Annotated in this window: 18 protein-coding genes and 2 pseudogenes; 8 read left to right on the top strand and 12 right to left on the bottom strand. The window is 60.0% G+C overall.

Going from position 1 to position 21,388, the window contains the following annotated elements; all coding sequences use genetic code 11:
- Positions 1 to 926: 926 nt before the first annotated feature.
- From B2M20_RS17825 to B2M20_RS17850, 6 genes are read right to left on the bottom strand one after another with little or no spacing between them, the layout of a single operon-like run.
- On the bottom strand, positions 927 to 4,166 hold the full coding sequence (locus B2M20_RS17825) for an efflux RND transporter permease subunit (protein WP_079448363.1): 3,240 nt from the start codon (positions 4,164 to 4,166) through the stop codon (positions 927 to 929).
- A 1-nt stretch (position 4,167) separates the two neighbouring features.
- Positions 4,168 to 5,385, bottom strand: a complete 1,218-nt coding sequence (locus tag B2M20_RS17830) for an efflux RND transporter periplasmic adaptor subunit (protein WP_079448364.1) — start codon at positions 5,383 to 5,385, stop codon at positions 4,168 to 4,170.
- Positions 5,386 to 5,399: 14 nt separating this feature from the next.
- The gene (locus B2M20_RS17835; protein ID WP_079448417.1) at positions 5,400 to 5,681 is read right to left on the bottom strand and encodes a metal-sensing transcriptional repressor; all 282 of its coding nucleotides are present in this window, start codon (positions 5,679 to 5,681) and stop codon (positions 5,400 to 5,402) included.
- A 33-nt stretch (positions 5,682 to 5,714) separates the two neighbouring features.
- Positions 5,715 to 7,133 (bottom strand): sensor histidine kinase, encoded by a 1,419-nt coding sequence (locus B2M20_RS17840; protein WP_079448365.1) that lies wholly within the window; start codon positions 7,131 to 7,133, stop codon positions 5,715 to 5,717.
- Entirely contained in the window at positions 7,130 to 7,795 is a 666-nt protein-coding gene (locus tag B2M20_RS17845) for a response regulator transcription factor (RefSeq protein ID WP_079448366.1), read from the bottom strand. Before B2M20_RS17845 ends, B2M20_RS17840 begins: the two co-directional genes overlap by 4 nt.
- On the bottom strand, positions 7,795 to 8,109 hold the full coding sequence (locus B2M20_RS17850; RefSeq protein WP_079448367.1) for a PepSY domain-containing protein: 315 nt from the start codon (positions 8,107 to 8,109) through the stop codon (positions 7,795 to 7,797). Before B2M20_RS17850 ends, B2M20_RS17845 begins: the two co-directional genes overlap by 1 nt.
- A gap of 149 nt (positions 8,110 to 8,258) precedes the next feature.
- Here B2M20_RS17850 and B2M20_RS17855 point away from each other — a divergent pair, with 149 nt between their 5' ends.
- Together B2M20_RS17855 and B2M20_RS17860 are read left to right on the top strand one after the other, a co-directional pair.
- On the top strand, positions 8,259 to 8,531 hold the full coding sequence (locus tag B2M20_RS17855) for a PepSY domain-containing protein (RefSeq protein WP_079448368.1): 273 nt from the start codon (positions 8,259 to 8,261) through the stop codon (positions 8,529 to 8,531).
- A 28-nt stretch (positions 8,532 to 8,559) separates the two neighbouring features.
- Positions 8,560 to 9,108, top strand: coding sequence for a cytochrome b/b6 domain-containing protein (locus tag B2M20_RS17860; RefSeq protein ID WP_079448418.1), 549 nt, complete (start codon positions 8,560 to 8,562; stop codon positions 9,106 to 9,108).
- Positions 9,109 to 9,276: 168 nt separating this feature from the next.
- On the opposite strand, the gene B2M20_RS19695 is transcribed toward B2M20_RS17860, so the two are convergent.
- The 3 genes and pseudogenes from B2M20_RS19695 to B2M20_RS17870 form a co-directional block, all read right to left on the bottom strand.
- Entirely contained in the window at positions 9,277 to 9,429 is a 153-nt protein-coding gene (locus B2M20_RS19695) for a hypothetical protein (protein ID WP_210189132.1), read from the bottom strand.
- Positions 9,430 to 10,173: 744 nt separating this feature from the next.
- Positions 10,174 to 10,902, bottom strand: coding sequence for a helix-turn-helix transcriptional regulator (locus B2M20_RS17865; RefSeq protein WP_244553586.1), 729 nt, complete (start codon positions 10,900 to 10,902; stop codon positions 10,174 to 10,176).
- Positions 10,903 to 11,412: 510 nt separating this feature from the next.
- Positions 11,413 to 11,878, bottom strand: a pseudogene (locus B2M20_RS17870) (IS256 family transposase); the annotation flags it as partial.
- A gap of 608 nt (positions 11,879 to 12,486) precedes the next feature.
- Between B2M20_RS17870 and B2M20_RS17875 the strand changes: the two are divergent.
- The 5 genes from B2M20_RS17875 to B2M20_RS17895 all read left to right on the top strand — a co-directional run bounded on the left by B2M20_RS17875 (position 12,487) and on the right by B2M20_RS17895 (position 19,116).
- Positions 12,487 to 12,858 (top strand): hypothetical protein, encoded by a 372-nt coding sequence (locus B2M20_RS17875; protein ID WP_244553587.1) that lies wholly within the window; start codon positions 12,487 to 12,489, stop codon positions 12,856 to 12,858.
- 738 nt (positions 12,859 to 13,596) lie between these two features.
- A complete protein-coding gene (locus B2M20_RS17880; protein ID WP_079448370.1) occupies positions 13,597 to 14,247 on the top strand; it encodes a TetR/AcrR family transcriptional regulator in 651 nt (216 codons plus the stop codon).
- Between the two features lie 5 nt (positions 14,248 to 14,252).
- The gene (locus tag B2M20_RS17885; protein ID WP_079448420.1) at positions 14,253 to 15,248 is read left to right on the top strand and encodes an HlyD family secretion protein; all 996 of its coding nucleotides are present in this window, start codon (positions 14,253 to 14,255) and stop codon (positions 15,246 to 15,248) included.
- Entirely contained in the window at positions 15,245 to 17,989 is a 2,745-nt protein-coding gene (gene rbbA, locus B2M20_RS17890) for a ribosome-associated ATPase/putative transporter RbbA (RefSeq protein ID WP_079448371.1), read from the top strand. The genes B2M20_RS17885 and rbbA overlap by 4 nt, the downstream gene beginning before the upstream one ends.
- Entirely contained in the window at positions 17,989 to 19,116 is a 1,128-nt protein-coding gene (locus tag B2M20_RS17895; RefSeq protein WP_079448372.1) for an ABC transporter permease, read from the top strand. The genes rbbA and B2M20_RS17895 overlap by 1 nt, the downstream gene beginning before the upstream one ends.
- Positions 19,117 to 19,225: 109 nt before the next feature.
- Here B2M20_RS17895 and B2M20_RS17900 read toward each other — a convergent pair whose 3' ends face one another.
- From B2M20_RS17900 to B2M20_RS17910, 3 genes are read right to left on the bottom strand one after another with little or no spacing between them, the layout of a single operon-like run.
- Complete coding sequence (locus B2M20_RS17900; protein WP_079448373.1) at positions 19,226 to 20,197, bottom strand: recombinase family protein; 972 nt, start codon at positions 20,195 to 20,197, stop codon at positions 19,226 to 19,228.
- Complete coding sequence (locus B2M20_RS17905) at positions 20,142 to 20,564, bottom strand: recombinase family protein (RefSeq protein ID WP_079448374.1); 423 nt, start codon at positions 20,562 to 20,564, stop codon at positions 20,142 to 20,144. The genes B2M20_RS17900 and B2M20_RS17905 overlap by 56 nt, the downstream gene beginning before the upstream one ends.
- A complete protein-coding gene (locus B2M20_RS17910; RefSeq protein ID WP_079448375.1) occupies positions 20,561 to 21,082 on the bottom strand; it encodes a hypothetical protein in 522 nt (173 codons plus the stop codon). The genes B2M20_RS17905 and B2M20_RS17910 overlap by 4 nt, the downstream gene beginning before the upstream one ends.
- Positions 21,083 to 21,153: 71 nt before the next feature.
- Here B2M20_RS17910 and B2M20_RS20450 point away from each other — a divergent pair.
- Positions 21,154 to 21,303, top strand: a pseudogene (locus tag B2M20_RS20450) (IS3 family transposase); the annotation flags it as partial.
- Between the last annotated feature and the right edge of the window lie 85 nt (positions 21,304 to 21,388).

Consider the following 21,388-nt stretch of genomic DNA (forward strand, 5'->3'; position numbering starts at 1 on the left):
GGCCATGCATGCTGGCCTCCTTCGCCAGCATGCAGCTTGAATCTGACTCGCGCCGTTTTGGGAATCCCAAACGATTCATTCCGGTCGGAAAATGCTCTAGGACTGCGAGAAAAAGGATCATGAACAACGGACCGAAGATCATGGCGTACCCTCCGCCCCACCCCATCATGTGCCTCCACCCATAGTAGCCTTCGGCATCTGACGGCGCCTGCGCCCATACTGTCCCGGGTAGAAGGGAGAGAGCGGCGACCGTTTGGACCAGACTTTCTGCATCGGCTTGCTCCATCGTTGAAGGAACCCAATGCTACTTCGCCGGCCGGTTCTCTTTTTGCGCGAGGTCAACTGAATCCCAGTTGGTTCGCGAGTTCAAGGACGTGTGACGGCCGGGATGCGGCTCGGCATCAGAAGCCGCATTCTCGATATTGCTTTGAGGCAAGCCGGAATCGTGAGCCAACCTGGATAAAATCTACGTCGAGACATTGGTGTCCTCGTCGGAAATCGCGGAGACCATCGCATTGAAGATATTCGAGGTTTATTCGCCAACGCCTCTCAGTTGGAGAATAGGTCGCGAAATCATGCTGCGCCTTAGCCGGTCCCTTGCAGATTACCGCTATATAGTTACGGATGTCGGGTGGCAGTGCATCTATGTGCTGAGGATTCCAGGGATCATCCTTAGGCTGTTGGGATGCCGCCGGCAGCTCGCTCGCAAGTAGAAGAGAACATGCCAATAAGAGGATGCGGACGATCATTCGGTCCTCCACCAAGGGAATTTTCACAAAGACGTGCACACGCCGCTTCGCATGCGCGTCTCGTTGCCTGCCATCTTGAAGGCCACCAGGGCCAAACGCGACCGTCATTAGCCCTGTGCCAATCAACGCAATGACCTGCGCCGCAAAGAGATGGCAACAGGTTCTCAAGAATTGAACCTATTCGGCTGCGCGACTCGTCGCAATGTCATTCGCGTTATCCAATTCCGAACGTCGCGGGGCGAAACGCGCATAAAGCGCCGGGAGCACCACAAGCGTCAGCACCGTTGCCGTCAGCAGTCCACCGATGACGACGGTTGCGATGGGCTTCTGCACTTCCGCGCCTGTCCCCGTGGCCAGCGCCATCGGTACAAAGCCGAGTGACGCCACCAGCGCCGTCATGACGACGGGACGGAAACGCGTCTGCGCTCCGTCGTAGATTGCCTGGATAAGCGGCACGCCGCTATCGATCAGCGACCGGATCTGTGTCAACATCACCAGCCCGTTGAGAACGGCCACGCCCGACAAGGCGATGAAGCCGACCGCGGCAGATATAGAGAACGGCATGCCGCGCAGCCACAGCGCAGCAATCCCGCCGGTCAGCGCGAGCGGCACGGCACTGAAGACGAGGAGTGCATCGCGCGCCGACCCCAATGCGCCGAAGAGGAGCAGGAAGATCATCGCGAAGCATGCGGGGACGACAATCACGAGCCGCTGGCGTGCGACCGAGAAATTTTCGAATTGCCCGCCCCAGGCCAAGTAGCTCCCCGGCGGCAGCTTCACCTCTTCCGCAACCTTCGTCTGGGCCTCAGCGACCAGCGACCCGATGTCCCGGCCGCGGACTTCGGCTGTGGTAACAACGCGCCGCTTGCCGTTCTCGCGGCTGATCTGGTTGGCCCCTTCCGTTTGCTCGAACGTTGCGACTGCGCGCAGCGGCACGGTCGGAGCCGGCGCGTTCGGATTGGAATGCGGCAACGGCACCGGGAGGTTTTCGAGCGCGGAGATGTCGTTGCGTAGCGCGTCGTTCAGCCGGACCACAATCTGGAAGCGCCGGTCTCCCTCGAATACCAGTCCCGCCGCGCGTCCGCCGACGGCGGTCTCGATCAGGTCCTGAACGTCTGCGAGATTGAGACCGCGCCGCGCGATCTCGGCCTTGTCGATCCGGATCTCCAGGAACGGCAGTCCGCTGGTTTCTTCGACTTTCACGCTCTCGGCGCCGTCGATCTTTCTCAGGACGTCCGCGATGCGTGACGCGGTCCGCTGCATCGCGGAGAAGTCGTCGCCGAATACCTTGACTCCGAGGTCCTCGCGGACGCCGGCGATGAGCTCGTTGAAGCGCATCTCGATTGGCTGCGAGAAGCCCACCTTGTTGCCGGGGAGCTTGGTCGCTTCCGACTCGATTGCGTGGATGAGATCATCCTTCGTCATCGAGGGATCGGGCCAGTCGCGTTGCGGCTTGACGATGATGTAGGTGTCCGATGCGCTGGGCGGCATCGGATCAGCCGCAAGATCCGGCGTGCCGGTTCGCGAGAACACGAACGCGACCTGAGGGAATTTGCTGATCACCTTCTCGATTTCGAGCTGCATGGCCTGAGCCTGGGCCAGCGCGGTGCTCGGTACGCGTTTCACCTCCATGACGATGTTCTTCTCGTCCAACGTCGGCGTGAGTTCCTGCCCCAGGCGGGAGAACAGGACGAGCGAGGCGGCAAAGAGGACGGCCGCCGCTGTGATGACCAGGCCGGGATTTCCGATGCTTCGGGACAGGATCGGCACGTACGCATCCTTCAGCCGGCGAACGAGGAAGTTCTCGCTCTCCCTCACGGGCCTTGTCAGGATGATCGCTGTCGCGGCCGGGACAAAGGTCAGGGAAACTACGAAGGCCGTCGCCAGCGCGATCATCACCGTCAGGGCCATCGGCTCGAACGTTTTGCCCTCCACGCCGGAGAAGGTGAGCAGCGGGACGTAGACGAGGATGATGATGAGCTGGCCATAGACAGTCGGCCGGATCATCTCGACCGCGGACGCGGTGATCGTCTTGAGGCGTTCGTCGCCCGAAAGCGCCCGTCCGAGGGCCATCTGCCGCTCGGCGAGGTGCCTGAGGCTGTTCTCGCAGATGATCACGGCGCCGTCGACGATCAGGCCGAAGTCGAGCGCGCCAAGGCTCATCAGGTTCGCGCTGATGTGCCCCCGCAGCATGACCGTCGCGGTCAGCAACATCGTGATCGGAATGACACAGGCCGTGATCAGGGCCGCCCGGAAGTTGCCGAGCATCAGGAACAGAACGGCGATTACCAGCAGCGCGCCTTCGGCCAAATTGGTCGCAACCGTGTGGATCGTGGCGTCGACGAGTTGCGTGCGGTTGAGCACCGTTCGGGCGTGGATGCCTGGTGGTAGCATCTTGGTGATCTCTTTGATCTTGGCGTCCGCCGCGGCAGCGACGGTGCGGCTGTTTTCCCCAATAAGCATCAGGGCTATTCCGAGCACGACCTCGCGTCCGTTTACGCTGGCGCTTCCGGATCTCAACTCCCTCCCGATGGTGACATCGGCGACGTCCCTGATCCGTACCGGCACCCCATTCCGGGTCGAGACGACGATCTGTCCTATGTCCTCCACGTTCTCGACGCGCCCGGCAGCGCGGACCACGTAGCCCTCGCCGTTCTGCTCGATGTAGTTGCCGCCTCGGCTGGCGTTGTTGGCTTCGATCGCCTCGATGACTTGCTTAAAGGAGAGGCCGTAGCCGATGAGCTTCGCTGGATCCGGCTGCACCTGATACTGCTTGACGAAACCGCCGATCGCGTCGGCGCCGGCCACGCCGGGCACCGTCTTCATCTGTGGCCGGACGATCCAATCCTGTACCGTCCTGAGGTAGACCGTCCGGCGGAAGTCGTCGGTCAATCTCTCGCCCTCCGGCGTCAGATAGCTGCCGTCGCTCTGCCAGCCGGGCTGGCCGTCGCGAACGGGCGCGGTAGCGCCGGGCTTTTCGTATTCGACGGCCCACCAGTAGATTTCACCGAGACCGGTCGAGACCGGCCCCATTTTTACCTCCACGCCCGGGGGTAGCGAGGATTTGGCGTCGTTAATGCGCTCGGCGACGAGCTGACGCGCAAAGTAGATGTTCGTGCCGTCAACGAACACGACGGTCACCTGTGCGAAACCGTTCCGCGAAAAGGAACGTGTCGACTCCAGGCCGGGTATGCCGGCCAGCGCCGTTTCCAGCGTGACCGTGACCTGCTTCTCGATTTCGACTGGCGTCAGCGCCGGCGCCACCGCGTTAATCTGCACCTGGACGTTGGTCACGTCTGGAACCGCGTCGATCGGCAACCTGGTCAGCGACCAGAGACCGGTGACCGCAGCAACCAAAGTGACCAGCAGTACCAGCCATCGGCGCCTGACCGAGAAATCGACGATGCGCGCGATCATCTCAGTCCTCGACGCCCGGTTTGGAGAGTTCGGCTTTCAGTGGAAAGGTATTCGAAGACGCGATCGTTTCGCCGGCAGCAAGCCCAGAGGTGACTTCAACCATCCCATCGTCGCGAAGACCGAGCACCACGTCCCGCTTCTCGAATCCCTCGGCGGTCCGCACGAAGACGACCTTGCGCCCATTCACGCTCTGCACGGCGACCGCTGGCACCGCCACAGAGACCGGGCGCGAGTCCACGGCGATGGCTGCCGTCACGAACGATCCGGGACGCCAGAGTCGATCGGGGTTATCCAGGGTGGCGACGACGCGCGCCGCCCGCGTGTCCTTGTCGAGCAACGGGCTGACGAAGATAATCTTGCCCGCTCCTACGGGGCCGCCGCGGACGGACACGACGACGCTTTGCCCTTCGCGGACCACAGGCAGATCAGACGAATTGACCGCCATCTCGACCCAGACCCTACTAAGGTCAACGATGACGAAGAGTTCGGTCTCGAGGTTGTCCCTCCCCACAGCGGTCCCGAGGTCGACCTTACGTTCCGCTACCCGTCCAGAGATCGGCGCACGGACGTTCTGAAGCCGGAGCGTTTCCTCGGGCGCCTGTGGGATCGCGGCAATCTCGCTTTCGTCGACCCCCAGCGCGAGCAACTTTTGCCGAGCGATGTCGAGACGCATGGCCGTCTGCGACGCGGCGTTGCGCGACCTGATGTATTGTTGCTCGGGTATCGCCTTGCTGCTGCCCCACGCCGCTTTGTCGCGGGCAGCCAAATCCTGCTGCAGATCGTTCGACAGTCGCGCGGCCATGTACTCGCTCTTCGCGTCGGCGACCTCCCTGCTCTCCAGCGCTCCAAGGACCTCGCCCTTCTCGACCTCGTCGCCGATGTTCTTGCGAAGCTCGGCGACGGTTCCTGACAGCTTTACCGACACGTGGGCGACGCGATCGGCATCGGGTGCGACGACAGCCGGAACCGACAGTCTCGTCGCCATGGTCGCCGGGCCGACTTTGACCTGCTCGATCTTGGCCAACGCGATCCGTTCTTCGTCCATCCGAATGACGGGGTTTTGTTTCTCCCCCTGTGGCCTGGATTGTTGTGGCGGCTCCGCCGCGACCAGACTCGTCGTCTTGCGCAGCGCCGGCGCTCCCGGTCCCCAGGCCGCGAACGCGCCAGCCGCGACGATGGCGGCAAGACCCAGCAACAATATGGACTTTCGAGAAGACATCGGCCGGCTTCCGGTCAGAGGTAGCGCGCAATCGCCTTGAAGTCGGCAGGCACGTTCTTCGTCGGCTTCGAGGAGTCGCCGTTGACCGCGACGTCAAGGCAAGTGTCCACGTAATCGTGGACGAGCGTCCGCTTTGCTTTTGTGATTGCTTTCTCGGTCGCATTTACTTGCTGGGCCAGTTCCAGGCAGGAACGGCCGTCGTCGAACCTCTCGACGACGCAGCGAAGGTGGCCTTCCGCGCGTTTCAGGCGCTTGACGATCGGGGCATGGCTTTCGTGGATGTGCTGCTTCGTCATCATGTACTTATCCTATCCCTCTGGATGGATATTCTAACTCTGAATGGGCGGGATCGCTTCCGAGGTTGACGATCCCCCTTTCGTTCTGCGACGATAACGGTCGCTTTCGGACATCGGAGCGATTACCGCCTTCAGGCCGCCGAGCTCCGACCTGGAGAGCTCCAGCCCCCAGCCGTACGCATCTAGGACATCTTGCACGATGGCAAGTCCCAGACCCGCGCCACTGCCTCGCTCGTCGAGACGGACACCGCGCGCGAGCACGCGTGACATGTGACTTGGTTCGATGCCTTCGCCGTCGTCTTCGACGACAAGGGATAATTGGCTTCCGTCGGTGATGCGGACCAATCTTGCGGCATGCCGGGCCGCGTTCTCGATCAGATTACCCAGAACCTCCGCAAGATCAGTCCGGTCGAGCGGGACGCAAAGATCGTCGGCGATGAGGTTCTCGAACCTCACTCGCGCGCCGTCGGGAGTGCGCGACACAGTCGCGACGATGGATTCCACGAGTGGTTTCACGAATGTGGACGCTGCGGGGACGCCACGCGTTCGCCCGCGAACCCTGGCCCGGGCGAGTTCACGGTCGACGTGGCGGCCCATGGCTTCCCCGACGGCTTCGATATCCCGGGCGATGGCGGGCTCACCCCGATCACGGAGGCGCGACGCATCCGCTGCAAGAGCCGCAAGCGGCGTTTTCAGTCCGTGAGCCAGATCGGCGGCGCGGCCGCGGGACCGTTCGATCTCCCTCGCCTGCGCATCAATGAATGCATTGACTTCCTCGACGAGGGGACGAACTTCGGTCGGGACCGAGGACGGTAGATGCTGGATCCGTCCTGCTCTGATGTCGGCCACGCCGCGGCGCAGAGTGACCAGCGGATGCAAGCCGACGCCCACCTGAACCCATGTCGCAAGAGCCAGCACGCAGCCGAGAAGCACGAGCGCGAGCGCGAGATCTTTGGCGAAGGCCGAGGTCGCCGCCGACACCCTCGCCAGGTTCTCGGCGACCGCAAGGCGAACGATCACCGGCTTCCCATCTGCGGAAAGCGTGACGGCGCGCTCGGCGACCAGCACGCGCTGGCCCCCAGGTCCCGACGCTTGGTGCTGGTGCGTTTCGCCAGGGCTCAGCCGATCCGCCGGGAGTTCGATGGTGGAATCCCAGAGCGAGCGCGAGCGCAGAAGCTGCCCGCGGTCATCGCCGACCTGCCAGTAAAGTCCGGAGAGAGGCTCGGCGAAGCGTGGATCGACCGGCGTCTGCATCAGCACCAGCTTGCCTTGCGGGTCGACGTCGATGCCCGCGAGAAGCTGCTTCAGATGAACGTCGAGATCTTGAGCCAGGGTGCGTGAGACATGACGCTCGAAAAGAACGATGAGCGCGCCACCGGCAATCGCAAGCGCGATCAGGATGGCCATGAGGCCGCCGGCGACGAGCCGCAGTTTGAGCGAATGCCGGTTCATGCGGGGGCCTCCGGCATCAGATAACCGAAGCCGCGCCGCGTTTCGATCACATCAGCGCCGAGCTTCTTGCGCACGCGACCGACAAGCACCTCGAGCGTGTTGGAGTCGTGCTCTTCCCCGTGACCGTAGACGTTCTCATCAAGCTCCTGCTGCGAGACGACCCGCCCTCGATTCCGGAGGAGATGAGCGATAAGCCTGTACTCAAGCGGCGAAAGCGCAATCGGCACGTCTCGTCGCGTCACCTTCATCCGCCGCTCGTCCAGGGTGATTTCGCCCGCGGTCATAACCGAGGAACTATGCCCCGCTGAGCGCCGCACGATGGACCGCAGCCGCGCCAGCAACTCCTCCATCCGGAATGGCTTCGGCAGGTAATCGTCGGCGCCGGCGTCGATTCCGTCCACTCGCTCGGCCCAGCTTCCTCGCGCAGTGAGAACGAGGACAGGTATGTGGCGTCCGTTGGCGCGCCAACGCTTCAGGACCGCGAGACCATCGATTCCGGGTAAGCCAAGATCGAGAATGACGGCTCCATAGTCCTCGGTGTCGCCGAGGAACCAAGCGTCTTCGCCGTTCGCAACCGTCTCGACCACGTAACCGGACGCTTTGAGCGTGCGCGAGACATCCGTTGCGATCCGCTGGTCGTCCTCTACAACAAGCACGCGCATCACTTCTCCTTGGTTCGCTCGACTTCGCCGCTGCGGGCATCGACGTGGATCTCGAACAGCCGCCCCTTGTCGTCGACGACGCGCAACTCGTACAGCCAGGCGCCGGCTTCCCGTTCGAGCTTCACGCCGACGACGTCGCCGGGAAGCTTGCCCCTGACGATATTCAGAATGTCTGTAAGAGGACGGATCTCACCGGCTTCGACAGCCCGTCGTGCGTCATCGTGGTCGTGAGCGAATGCCGGCAACCCGCTGCTCGCGGCCAGAAGAACCGCCACAAGGATCAGGGCACAAACTCGGCGCAGACGTAGGCACATGAAAGCAACTCACTCTCCGAAAGACATGGATGCCAGATATCACCTGACAAATCGCTGACCTGGGTCAACAGGCGGCGGTCAGGCCGCTTCTGGCAAAGTTGCCCGCATCGCCGGCGCATGGTGCGGCCGGCCATTGTCAGGAGACACCTATGCGCAAGATAGCGATCCTTACCATTGCCGCCGTGACGCTCGGGGCGGCCGCCGCCCAGGCTGGCAGCCTCGGCAAGCCGTGCACGTCGGCCCCCGAGACCCAGTGGCTCCCGGTGGAGCAGTTGCAGACCAAGGTCGAGGCTCAAGGCTACAAGGTCCAGAAAGCCAAGCTCAAGAATACCTGCGGCGAGTTTTACACGCTCGACAAAAACAGCAACCGGGTCGAGCTGTTCGTGGACCCGACCAACGGCCAGATCATCGGCCAGATGTGACGATTCGCAAATGAGAACCGTGAGCAATATGATCGGAGCCGGCGGCGCGATGCCGCCGGCCACGGTCAAAGTCTGGGATCCATTCGTCCGGATCTTCCACTGGTTCCTGGTTGCCTGTTTCGTGATCGCCTACGCCACCGGCGACGAGCTCGAACGGGTGCACATCGCGACCGGCTACGTCATCGCTGGGCTCCTCGCGGCCCGCATCGTCTGGGGCTTCGTCGGTCCGCGGCATGCGCGGTTTTCTAACTTCGTTCGTCCGCCGCGAGAGGTCCTCGCCTATGTTCGCGACCTCGTGATGCTCAGGGCTCCGCGCTATATCGGCCACAATCCAGCGGGCGGTGCGATGATCGTCGCGCTCCTGATCGCGCTGGCCGGCACGGGCGCCACGGGCTACATGATGACCACGGACTCTTACTGGGGCTCCAAGTTGATCGAACACGTCCACAAGTTCCTGGCCAATCTGACCGTTGGCCTCGTCGTGGCGCACGTCATCGGCGTGCTGATCATGAGCTTCCAGCATCGTGAAAACCTGGTCGCGTCCATGATCTCCGGCCGCAAGAGGGCTGCTGATTAGTAGCCCTCTTCGAACTCAATCTGCGAATTCCGGCCAAGCCGGGAGCGTTCCTTTGCGCGGCTTCCGAAAGCGCCCTCGATATCGTGATCAGAATGACCGACGGCTTAACGGTACCGTTCGCGCCGATGAGCGGTCTTTCCGCGGTCGTCACTAATGCTGACGCGGCTTTCATTCGAAGGCTTCGATCGTTGGGCATTCGCGATCGACCGACGTCGCGGCGGACCCCATGGCAGAAACAACTATGATGAACGGCTGATCGGTTCGATCCGACGGGAGTGCCTTGATCATGTTATTGTGTTGAGCGAGCAGCATCTTCGTCATGTGCTGCTGTCGCATATGAATTCACTATAAGGATGCGCCTCCTACCGCAGACAGTTGATCGAGCGGGCGTATTCTTCTTGGGCGGGCTGAATCAGCAATATCTTCGGATTTGATTCGCGACAGGCACAGCTATTAAAATAAAAGGGTCCAAAACTCGTCCTCGGTGTGACATTCAACGACGGGATCGAGGTCATCGCCAAACCGACTGACCGTCAGCCCACAACCGCCGCCTGACCGGCCGTCACCAAAAATTGGCGATAGCTCTTGCGTGCGTACGGCGAGGTTCCTTGGCAACAGCCTGCTGCCAAATTTGCCGACAATTGGCCTTCAGCGGAGAACAAAAACACCATGGGACGACTATCGTGCGGGCGCGGACTACCTTAATCGAGCGCGGCCTGTTGCCGGGGGCCTGATAATCGATCCAGGCTCTTGTGCCATTGTTCTAGCGGCCTTTACTTTCACCTTTGATGCTCAACTCTAAAGCTTTCATTTTTACAGCGAGTGCCCTGCCCCAAGTTGCCATCTCCAGCCTTCGCACCAATGAGCCGGCGGCTTGTTTTCAAAGACTCCGATCGAACCATAATACCGGCCAATTGATTCCGATGGAACCAGAATAGTCTCCGAAGGAACCGTAATCTATGGAGTGAAATCACTACGCTTTCCGGCCCCGCAGATGCACTTACGAGCGCTCGCGCTGAGCAGGAAAGATCGTTAGCGAGCTAGAAGCCAACAATGGCAACGCTTTCAGCGAAGGAGCTTCGTCCGAATCGCCATGGCAATGGCATGAGCTTTGCTAACTGCACCAAGTTTCTCGCGCGCCGCCATGATATGCTTGGTCACGGTTGATTTTGAGATTCCAAGAATCGCCGAGATTTCCCAGTTCGTCTTTCCCTCGCCCGCCCAAAGCAAACAATCCCATTCCCGTGCGGTCAGATTGCTATTGACGTGCCGCCAGGTCGCAATGCGATGGAGATGTTGGCCCAAGGCGTAGCTGGCCGCAAAGTTCAGAATTGATAGATCAGCCGAAACCGGAAGTGTTTCCGGTCCGCCGAACGACAAAGACACAATCTCACCGTCAATTGTTGAAATCGGCACGACGTAACCGTCGCGCAGTCCGAATTCCGCGGCTTCGCCTTCTATCAGCCTGACATTGCTTCGTTGAGGACAGCTCTCGTAGCCCTCGTGCCATCTGAACGGCGCCCGTTCATGAAAAAGGTGCTGAATGATCGGATCGCGAAATACGTATCCCTTCCTGCTATAGCGGTCTAACCATTGTCCTGGAAAGCGCTGGAATAAGATTCGTGAGCGAAGTTCAGCCAGTGGTGCTGGTCGTGTCGGCACGATTCCACCGAAGAGACCGGTGAAGCCGAACCCCGCCGCGAGTCCCAGAAGGCAATCTTCGATCTCGGCTGCAGTTTTCGTGTGCTCCACGGCCTCCATAAAGCGGAAGGTTTGGCTTAAGCGGTCCGACAATGGCTAAGTCCTCGTTTGCTTAATCTGCGGGCCATGCTCGTGCTGGCGTCATTGGATGGAAGTTTACGCGGGAATTAAGGCTTGAGCCAGGCGGCTGATCAAGGATCGAGGTGTATCGAAAGTACAGGCATCGCAGGACCTGAACGTTTCCACATCGCAGTAGCGCGACTGCGTGAAGAAGTTCTCGGACGATCTGCAGCACGCCTTTCCTGGCAACGGCCAGATGAAGCCGAATAGCTCGAGATCGAGCAGCTCAAGCGCGGAGTGACGAAGCTGAAAAAGACCCGGCTCTCGCGTCGGGTCTTGATTTCGATCAGCGATTTATGGGCAGAACCGGACAGGCCCCACCATGATACATCCTCTCGTACGCCAGTAACTGTGACGGGCTCTGTACCGGCGCTTGCGGAACCGAGGAATAGCGCCGGCCCGGTACGTAAATCGGTCCGCGATGGTGCGGTGGTAATACATGGCGCCGATATTGCACTTCGATAAGCAGATGTGACAACAATGGACCACCAGAAGGTCGTGCGCGGACAGATCGGCAGCCATGAAGTCCGCCAGCCGCGCCGCCGACAGCGCGACGAACCTCCGCGAGGCCGCCGACTTCGAAACCCCCGATCCGGGCGGTGCCGGCACATCACCCTCGGGCAGCCGGACAGCGCGGCCGAACCGGCGCGTCGACACATTGATCGGCATCAGGTTCATCGCCCAGCGACCGAGCCAGTCCTCCTGCGCCGCCGCTTCCCAACTCGGGATCATGATCTCGCGGCCATCCACGCCCCGAGCCCGCGGGCGCTCGACCTCGATCTGCCGCTGTGGAAGCCGATCCGTCCCCGTGTTCGGCCCCAACGGTGTGCCCGCCGCGCCGCATCGCGAGCGTGGCGCGGCCCGCAGGCCGCCGTGACATCCGCCTCCATCATCGTTCGTCCACAGCTCCGGCCGCCGGCAAACCAGCCGGTGTGATATCTCTCGTCATGGCGTTGCTCTCCTTGTGGAATCAGCACCCCGAGCCTACCGGCTCAAGGTGGGGCAACGCCGACCTCTTCAGAAATTCAACAGAACCCGGGACTTCCCCAGCGCTGTCATCACCTATGCTTACCGCCTTTTGATCAATCAGGCGCGTCGGAGTAAACGGTCTTGAATGGATCGGGGGCTCTTGCTCGGGGAGCCTCTCCGACGACAAAGGCAGCCATCGCAGCGTTCTGTGCGCAAGCAAGCTCATTCGATCACCATAGCCAAGCCTGAGTTGATCTATATCAGCTGGAGCAAGTCTTTCTCAGCGATATTAATTCGATGGGCGATCAGTTAATTTGGCGTCGACGTGGCCAAGAGCCCCTGGCGTGGCGCGGGATATTTGATCACGTGCGCCGCCCAAAGAATCGCGCCAATCGGGAGGATGACGCCAACTACTGCTGCCGCGATCAACAGTCGTTACGTTCCTAAACTGCGAGCAAAGAAATCTTTTCGGAGAAAAACCGGGTGCTCTTTCTGACCAAATCGCTCATACCCGCAATCTTCGCATTCGGGTTTATCGTGGGGCCGTCTGCCCTAGCTGCTGAACCGCACGCGCATGACGGATCAGCCGTGACAATTCAGCTGCGCCTAGACCACGGCAAGAAGTGGCCGACGGATGATGTCCTGCGCCGCGGCATGGGCGAAATCCGTGTTGCTATGACGCAATCGCTGAAGCCCATTCACAACAATGACTTCACGCCTGCGCAATCTGACGCCCTGGCGACGCGTATTCAAACGCAGATCGACTATGTGCTCGGAAACTGCAAGCTGCCGGAGCAGGCCGACCAGCAGCTTCAGCTGATCCTCGAGCAGATCATCGATGGCGCGGCCGATCTGAAGACCGGCACCCGTCGTAATCAAGGTGCCATGAAGATCGTGCGGGCGCTCGCTCAATATGGCGAGCATTTTGACCATGCCGGCTGGCAGCCGCTGGAACATTGAACTTCCATATGGCAGTTGGCTTGTGGCAGAGCGGCGCCCGCCGCCGCGCATTGTCCCCGGATGAGAATTTCTACGTCGCCAATCCAGAGCAAGATTGTCAGGCTCGGGGGACGTAGCGCGGGGCGCCCATCGTCGCCAGAGATAGAGACCGGCTCCGACAAGAATGTAGCAAAAACCCGCTACGAAATTGAACCAGAGTACAAATGGGACCGCGTTGCCAACGGTGGCCCTGGCTGCAGCATCGCCAACAGCGCGCGGCCACCCGAAATAATTGTCAGCACGCCGAAAGCGATTGCAACTAAGGCAGCTATGATTGCCCAATTTGGACGCGATGAATCCGTCTCCCTTGTCATCGCTTTTTCATCGGCAGTCCTTTCCAAGATAGGCAATTGTCAATCCCAGGTCGGGGTCATCACTGAAGAATCCAGGCTCGGAAGACCGCGATCACAATCGTTAGGCGCGCTTGACTGTCTTGTAGTAAGTGATAACTAACTCACTTAGTTAAGCTGTCAAGGAGGACCAAGACGCTATTGCGCACATTCCCCAAGAGGCATCAGCAATCCCTGATTGTCGCGGGTGTCAGTAAGACCGCGCATTGCAGTCGTCGTGACAACCCGAGCGGCCTCCGCTGCGGAAAGTTGAGTTCTTCAAATATCTAAATGGCCACAAACTCCGTAGTTCCGGAGAATTACCTCTATTGTCCCGACTTCACGCGCGATTTGATAAAGGCAAAATTCTATGACGGTGCGTGTCAGGAAAAGCGCTGAGGACCGCAAGATCGAGATTGTCGATGCGGCTCTGCGCCTCGCCGACGACATCGGCCCGGACCGACTGTCGACGGAGGTGTTGGCCGAGGCGGTCGGTATCTCACAGCCCGGGATTTTTCGCCATTTCCCGACTAAGGCGAAAATCTGGGAGGCGGTGGCCGAGTGCATTAGTGAGCGGTTGCATGCGATTTCGGTCAGGAACGACAGGAAGCAGAGTCAGCCGATTGATCAGCTGCGCGCTTTTGTAACTGGCCATCTGTCCTTCGTACAAAAAACGCCTGCCATTACAGCTATCCTGTTCTCGCGCGAGCTGCATGTGAAGAGCGATACGCTGCGAGCCTTTTTCGCCGGAATGATTGCGAGCCGCCAAGCTTATATCTCAGGGCTGATCGCTGCAGAAATCGAAAGGGGCCGGTTCGACAAAACGTTAGACGCGGACGATGCCGCCTATCTTGTCCTGGCGCTTGTTCAAGGACTCGCTATGCGTTGGTCGCTCAACGCTCGCAACTTCGATCTCGTCGAAGAAGGGCGCAGGTTGCTGGAGCTTCAATTAAAAGGATTTAGGGACTTGCAGCGGCCGAGCAAGAAGCAACTAATTGTCGACAGAAAGCCACAAGCGTGAAAAAGATGTGGAGAAAGCTGCTCGTTCTGTTGGCACTTGTCGCCGTCGCTGGTGGCGGCTATGCGGCTTGGATCAAGTTCAGGCTCGTCGAATTACCCGCTGGATTTGCAAAATCTAATGGCCGGCTTGAAGCCGAGCGCATCGATATCGCGACCAAGTTCCCCGGCCGCGTGAAAGAGGTCTTGGTCGCGGAGGGTGATACCGTCAAAGCAGGGCAGGTACTTGCGAAAATCGATACGGCGGAGCTTGAAGCCCAATTGCGCGAGGCTGACGCGGCGGCTCGTCAAAGCGAGCAGCAGCTGGATCAGGCCATCGCGCTTCTAGCCCAGAGGAAAAGCGAGTTGGTTTTGACGACACAGGAGTTCGAACGATCAGAGACCCTGGGTGCGAAAGGCTATACGCCACAAGAGAAGGTCGATCAGCGGCGAGCAGCGATGATGACAGCGCAATCCGCGGTCAATTCCGCCACTGCCGGCATAGGGCTAGCCAAAGCCGCGATCGAGGCAGCAGTTGCCAGGGCCGAGCGTATTAAGGAGAACTTGAAAGACTATGTTCTGACCGCGCCGCGCGACGGTCGCGTGCAGTATCGTCTCGCACTGCCCGGCGAAGTTCTTGGTGCCGGCGGCAAGGTTCTGACGCTTCTCGACATGAAGGATGTCTACATGACGATCTTTCTGCCGACCAAGGACGCCGGACAGCTCGAGTTGGGCGCAGAGGCGCGGATTGTTCCTGACGCACTCCCCCAGTATGTCGCACCTGCAACCGTCTCGTTCGTGGCCTCGGATGCTCAATTCACACCCAAATACGTTGAGACCAAGAGTGAACGCGAGAAACTTACGTTCCGGGTCAAAGTGAAGGTGCCGGAGGATATTCTGAAGCGGTATGCGAGCCGTGTGAAGGCCGGCATTACTGGTGTGGCCTATGTCAAGCTAGTGCGCGATGCAGTATGGCCCACTAGCCTCCAGGTTAAACTGCCGCCAGCGGAGCTTCAGCCGAAATGAGCGATGAAGCGGCCTGTGTTGCGCGCTTGGCGGCCGTCACTCATAAATACGCTGCCACCAAAGCTCTCGACGCAGTATCAATCGATATTCCGGCAGGGCGCATGGTCGGCCTCATTGGTCCCGATGGTGTCGGCAAGTCGACGCTTCTGGCTCTGGTAGCTGGTGTGCGCAAGATCCAGTCAGGAAACGTACATGTTCTTGGCGGCGACATGGCGGCTCACCGGCACCGCGCTGACGTGTGTGCCCGCATCGCCTACATGCCGCAAGGTCTTGGCCGCAACCTCTATCCAACGCTATCGGTCGTCGAGAATGTCGACTTCTTCGGACGATTGTTCGGGCAGTCAGCCACGGAACGTGAGTGGCGGATTGCCGACTTACTGCGCTCTACCGGCCTTGATCCGTTCGCCGACCGGCCTGCAGGCAAGCTTTCAGGCGGTATGAAGCAGAAGCTCTCACTGTGCTGCTCGCTGATTCACGATCCCGATCTTCTCATTCTCGATGAGCCGACGACCGGTGTCGATCCGCTGTCACGCAAGCAATTTTGGGAGCTGATCGAGCGCATCCATGCGCGCCGGCCGACGATGAGTGTGATAGTTGCCACGGCTTACATGGAGGAAGCCGAACGTTTTAACCACCTCATCGCGATGGATGCGGGCCAGATCCTCGCAATCGGCACGGCCGATGAACTCAAGCGCCAGGCTCAACGCGACACGTTGGAAGAGGCATTCATCGGACTTCTGCCGGAAGCCAAGCGCGCTAACCACAGAGCCGTTGTACTGCCACCGAGGGTCGCGGCGCAAGGACCGCCGGCCATCGAGGCAGAAGACTTGACGATGCGGTTCGGGGATTTCACGGCGGTCGATCACGTCACCGCCCGCATCGAGCGCGGCGAGATTTTCGGATTTCTCGGCTCAAACGGCTGCGGCAAGACGACGACGATGAAGATGTTGACTGGCTTGTTGCCGCCCACTGAGGGCACCGCGAAGCTGTTTGGCCACGAGGTCGATCCAAACGACATCGAGACTCGCCGCCGCGTAGGATACATGTCGCAGTCATTCTCGTTGTACTCTGAGCTGAGCGTACGGCAGAACTTGGACTTGCACGCTAGTCTCTTCGACTTGCCCGCAGACCAAAGTACGGAACGGGTCGACGAGATGATCGGTCGTTTCGAACTTTCCGAGGTAGCGGGCGAATTGCCGGAGAGCATGCCGCTCGGTGTTAGGCAGCGCCTACAGCTTGCCGTTGCCGTTCTGCACAAGCCAGAAATGCTGATCCTCGATGAACCCACATCCGGAGTCGATCCCATTGCGAGAGACCGGTTCTGGGAACTGCTCATTCAATTATCGCGCGATGATGGAGTGACGATTTTCATTTCCACACACTTCGTAAACGAGGCCGAGCGGTGCGATCGGATATCGCTGATGCATGCCGGCAAGATATTGGCGATGGACACCCCCGATGAACTGCGCCGTACACGGGGAGCCCAGACACTGGAAGATGCCTTCATCGGCTATCTCGAGGACGCCGTCGCTGCCGATGCCCCACCAGTCGCTGCAAGTGCCGCAGACGAGCCACAGTCGGCACCGCGCTCAACGTCAGCCAAGTCCAGCCGTTGGTTCGATCCAAGCCGTGTGTGGGCGTTCGCCCAACGCGAAGCCGTGGAACTTGTCCGCGATCCGATCCGAATTGTCTTTGCGCTGCTCGGACCCATCGTGCTGGCGATTGCCATGGCCAATGGAATTTCCTTCGACGTCGAAAAGCTCACCTATGCAGCCCTCGACCGGGATCGTTCCCAGGAGAGCCAGTCCTTCCTGGATTACTTTTCAGGCTCCCGCTATTTCGAGCAGCGGGGAAGGCTCGCCTCGCAGGCGGAACTCGACGAACAGATGTTGCGGGGTCAAATCAAATTCGGTCTGGAGATACCGCCGAAATTCGGCAAAGACCTGCTGTCGGGACGCGCGCCGGAGGTCGGCGTATGGTTCGATGGCGCCAATACGTTCCAGGCCGAATCTGCGCGCGGCTACGTTCAAGGCGTTCTGTCCAACTATCTCTCCGAGTTTTCTAGGCGTGAAACAGGCCGCACGCCGCTGCTCTATCCCGCCGACATCGAAACGCGGCTTCGCTACAATCAGGCATTCCTGAGCGTCAACGCCATTTCGCCAGGCGTCCTGATGCTGCTGATGTACATGTTTTCGACCATGTTGACGGCTCTCGGTGTCGTCAGGGAAAAGGAGCTTGGATCGATAATGAATCTCTACGCCGCACCAGCGACCAAGATCGAATTCCTGGTTGGCAAGCAATTGCCTTACATCGGCGTGGCGTTAATCAGCTTTCTCAGTCTGTATATTCTGACAACTGTGCTGTTCGGGGTATCCGTGAGTGGCAACGTCGCCGCCCTTGCGCTCGGGGCGCTGCTGTTCGCCACGGCCGCCACGTCATTAGGTCTGGTCATATCCTCGTTTGTATCGACACAGCTAGCCGCGATATTTGCATCCGCCATTATCGTCATGATCCCGAGTCTCAACTTCTCCGGAATGCTCTATCCCGTGTCGACGCTGGAAGGTGGGGCCCGCATCGTCGGTCATGCCTTCCCTGCGCTCTATTTTCAGAAGATTACCTCTGGCGTATTCAACAAAGGCTTGGGCTTTGCCAACCTCTACCCTGATTATTGGTGGCTGCTTGTATTCTGCATGGCGTTCTGGATTTTAGCGACGCTGCTGCTGAGAAAGCAGGAAGTCTGATGCGCCGACGTCTCAAGAACATCTACCGGCTAGGCTTGAAGGAGCTTTACAGCCTACGGCGCGATCCCGTACTCGTGTTTCTACTCGTATTCACCTTCACGTTTGCAATCTACACAGTGGCCACTGGGGTTCAGACGGAGGTACGCAACGCATCGATCGCAATCGTGGACGAGGATCAATCGGACTTGTCTCGCCAGATTGACGCGGCATTTCTCAAGCCATACTTTAAGCAGCCAGTCATGCTAGGCATTGAACAGATCGATCCCGCCATGGATGGTGGGCTTTATGCCTTCGTCATAAATATTCCACCGAACTTCCAGGCCGCCGTACTTGCCGGCCGCAGGCCGCGCCTTCAGATCAACGTCGACGCAACCGCCATGACACTGGCCGGAAACGGTGCCGCCTACATCCAGAGCATCATCAGCCGCCAATTGGCGAATTTCGTCGGCCGCACAGACGGCAATTCAAGCCTGCCTGTGACGTTGGCTATGCGAACGAAGTTCAATCCAAATCTCGATTCAAGCTGGTTCATGTCGGTGATGCAGATCGTATCCAACATCACCATGCTGTCGCTCATTCTATCCGGCGCCGCCGTCATCAGGGAGCGGGAGCGAGGCACCATCGAGCATCTGCTCGTGATGCCGGTGACGCCGGGCGAGATCATGATCGCCAAGATCTGGGCCAACGGCCTGGCGATTCTGCTCGCGGTGACATTGTCGCTCTATGTGGTTGTGCAAGGTATTCTGGGCGTCGTCGTCTCTGGCTCGATTCCGCTATTTCTCGTTGGTTCGGCATTCTTCCTCTACGCCATGACGGCTCTTGGCATCATGCTATCGACATTCGCACGCTCAATGCCACAGTTCGGGCTGCTGGCGATCCCATTCTTTATCGTCATGAACATGCTGTCTGGCGGCACGTCGCCGTTCGAGGGCATGCCCCCGGTTCTGCAGGTCTTGATGCAAGCTGCGCCCTCAACGCACTTTACAAGCTTCGCCCAGGCTGTGATCTTCCGCGGTGCTGGCATCGCCATCGTCTGGCCGCAACTAGCCAAAATCGCGGCAATTGGAACCGTACTGTTCATCTTCGCTCTGATTCGTTTTCGCACCACGATGTCGGCAGCTCGATGAGGTTTGGAAACTGTCTTTTGGGTGTCGACGCCTGCAAGAATAGGGGTTTGTCCGCCTCTTGTATCGGTCCGCGCATCGGTCGTCGGTGCGGTCCAGACGGTCTTGAGGTTTAACGCACCAATAGACCGAGCGCGACAGGATCGACGGCGGCAACGGGCGCGGCTGCATCATGTGCCGCGATCTTTGCCTCGACCTCCGCCATATGCGTGAGCGCCCTGTTCCAGCGCGCCTCCAGTTCGCCCGCGACCAGCCGATTGGCTGGGTCGGCAGCATCGTATTGCCTAAAGGCGCGGTCGGCGGCGTAACGCGCCGCTTCGAAGTCGCGGCCGAGAGCGTCGCGCACCTGATCCCGCCGCTGGCTCGCCTCCGTCTCGGCGGCTGTAGCGGCGGCGACCGCGCCGGGCCCCACTACAGTCAGCATCGCATTCTCGATGGCGTCGTCAACACGCAGGCCGCCGAAGGCGATGCAGTGAGGGGCGCCATTGTCCATCCAGGCCCGGCTGCAGCTGTAGCGCGGGATACCGTGCTTGGCGCCTGTGTACTTCAGCGTCAGCTTGCGTCCGCAGCGGTTGCATCGGATCAACCCAGCGAGGAGCGCGTCGCCATGCTTGGGCGCGCCATGATGCCGGCCGGTGGGAGCGTTGCTGCTAACCATTTTGCGGATCGCCTCCGCCCTCTCCCAGCTTACGTATCCTTCGTGCGCATTCGGCATCAGCGCCAGCCAATCAGTCCGCGCCTTGCAATGGGTCTTCACGCTGACGCCATCGGCGCTGTATCCCGATGCTACGGCAGTCTTACCATAGGCATAGGCTCCGCCGTAGATCGGATTGTCGATCATCCGGTGGATGGTGGCGTAGTTGGGATGCCGCCAGGTCGTGTCCCCGTTGTTCTGCCTCACCGGCAAATCGACATCGTGCTCATGGAACCAGCACAGCGCCTGTCGCGCGCTGTCAAGCTCTTGCACCTTGTCGAAGACCAGCATGATCGCGTCCTGCACTCGCCGGCCTGGATCCTTCTCATAGCGGTCACCGGCCTTCACGAAGCCCACCGGCGCGGCGACGATAAGCTCTCCTCGGCGCATAGATTGTCTCCTGATCGACCAGCACGGTGTCGACCACGCGGCACATCTCGATCAGCTGTTGCCAGTCTCGGCTGTTGCGGGCGAAGCGCGACACCTCGCGTGCGCAGACAGCGCCGATCTTGCCGAGGCAGACTTCGGCAACCATGCGCTCGAAGCCAGCACGCTGCACTCCGCCGGCGGCAGAGCGGCCAAGATCATCATCAATAACCTCGATCTCCGACCAGCCGAGCGCCGTCAGGCGGTCCGGCATGGCGTACTGCAGCGCGCTGCTCTCGCGGTTGTGCAGCACCTGATGTGCCGAGGATTGCCGTACGTAAAGCAGCGCCTTGCGCTCCAGATGGTGCGGCCGGACCTTGTCAGTGATCATGACCCGCCTCCGTCGGTGAGGCCGCGCTGCTGATCCGAGCGTGTTCCAGGATCAGCCGCGTCATCAACGCAGTCAGCACATCCCGCACCTGTTCCGGCAAATCCCGCCATGCGGGTGTCTGCGTCGGCGTTCCGCGGGCGAACAGATCGATCTGTTGAGATCAGTCGCTTTGCCGAAGCCGTCGTCGTTCGGTCGGCATCGCTGACGGTTGCACCGAGCTTCGCATGATCATGGGCCTCTCCCCGATCCTGATCGTGAGAGGATATGGGTGCGCCAGAATACGGCGCATTCGATGAAGACAGTGGCGGCTTCAGTGTCTGCTGGAGAAGATCGGACAGCGCTGACAGCGCATCCATGCTAACAAAAGACGATGTGGTCAGCCGCGGCGGATCGGGGCACATCGCCCGCTCGAACCAGGCTGGCACTTCCAGCCACCGGTCCGCCGCCGAGCCGCTCAACGTGCAGCGGAAAACGACGCCATCGGCCTTGTCGATTGCCTCGTGGATCGCTACCGACATCCCGAACCACGGATGCCAATGATAGAGCAGTTCTCGAAAAACGGTCTCGTGGGCGTTCTTAAACCTTGTTGTACAATCACGTCCGCTACCACGAGAGCATCGACAACGTTACAACTGCCGACGTTTACTTCGGCAGATCTGAGACGATCCTCGCCGAACGCAAACGTATCAAGCTTGCCACCATCGCAAACCGCCGCTTGCAGCATCGACTGCGGGCCGCTAAAATTCTAACCCCTGATGAGCGAGCCTCTCTTCACGAAATGCCTGATGAGTCTCAAATTGTCTGACGACGGACAGTTTCACGCC

It is taken from the genome of Nitrobacter vulgaris, from assembly GCF_002028545.1.
GTDB lineage: Bacteria > Pseudomonadota > Alphaproteobacteria > Rhizobiales > Xanthobacteraceae > Nitrobacter > Nitrobacter vulgaris.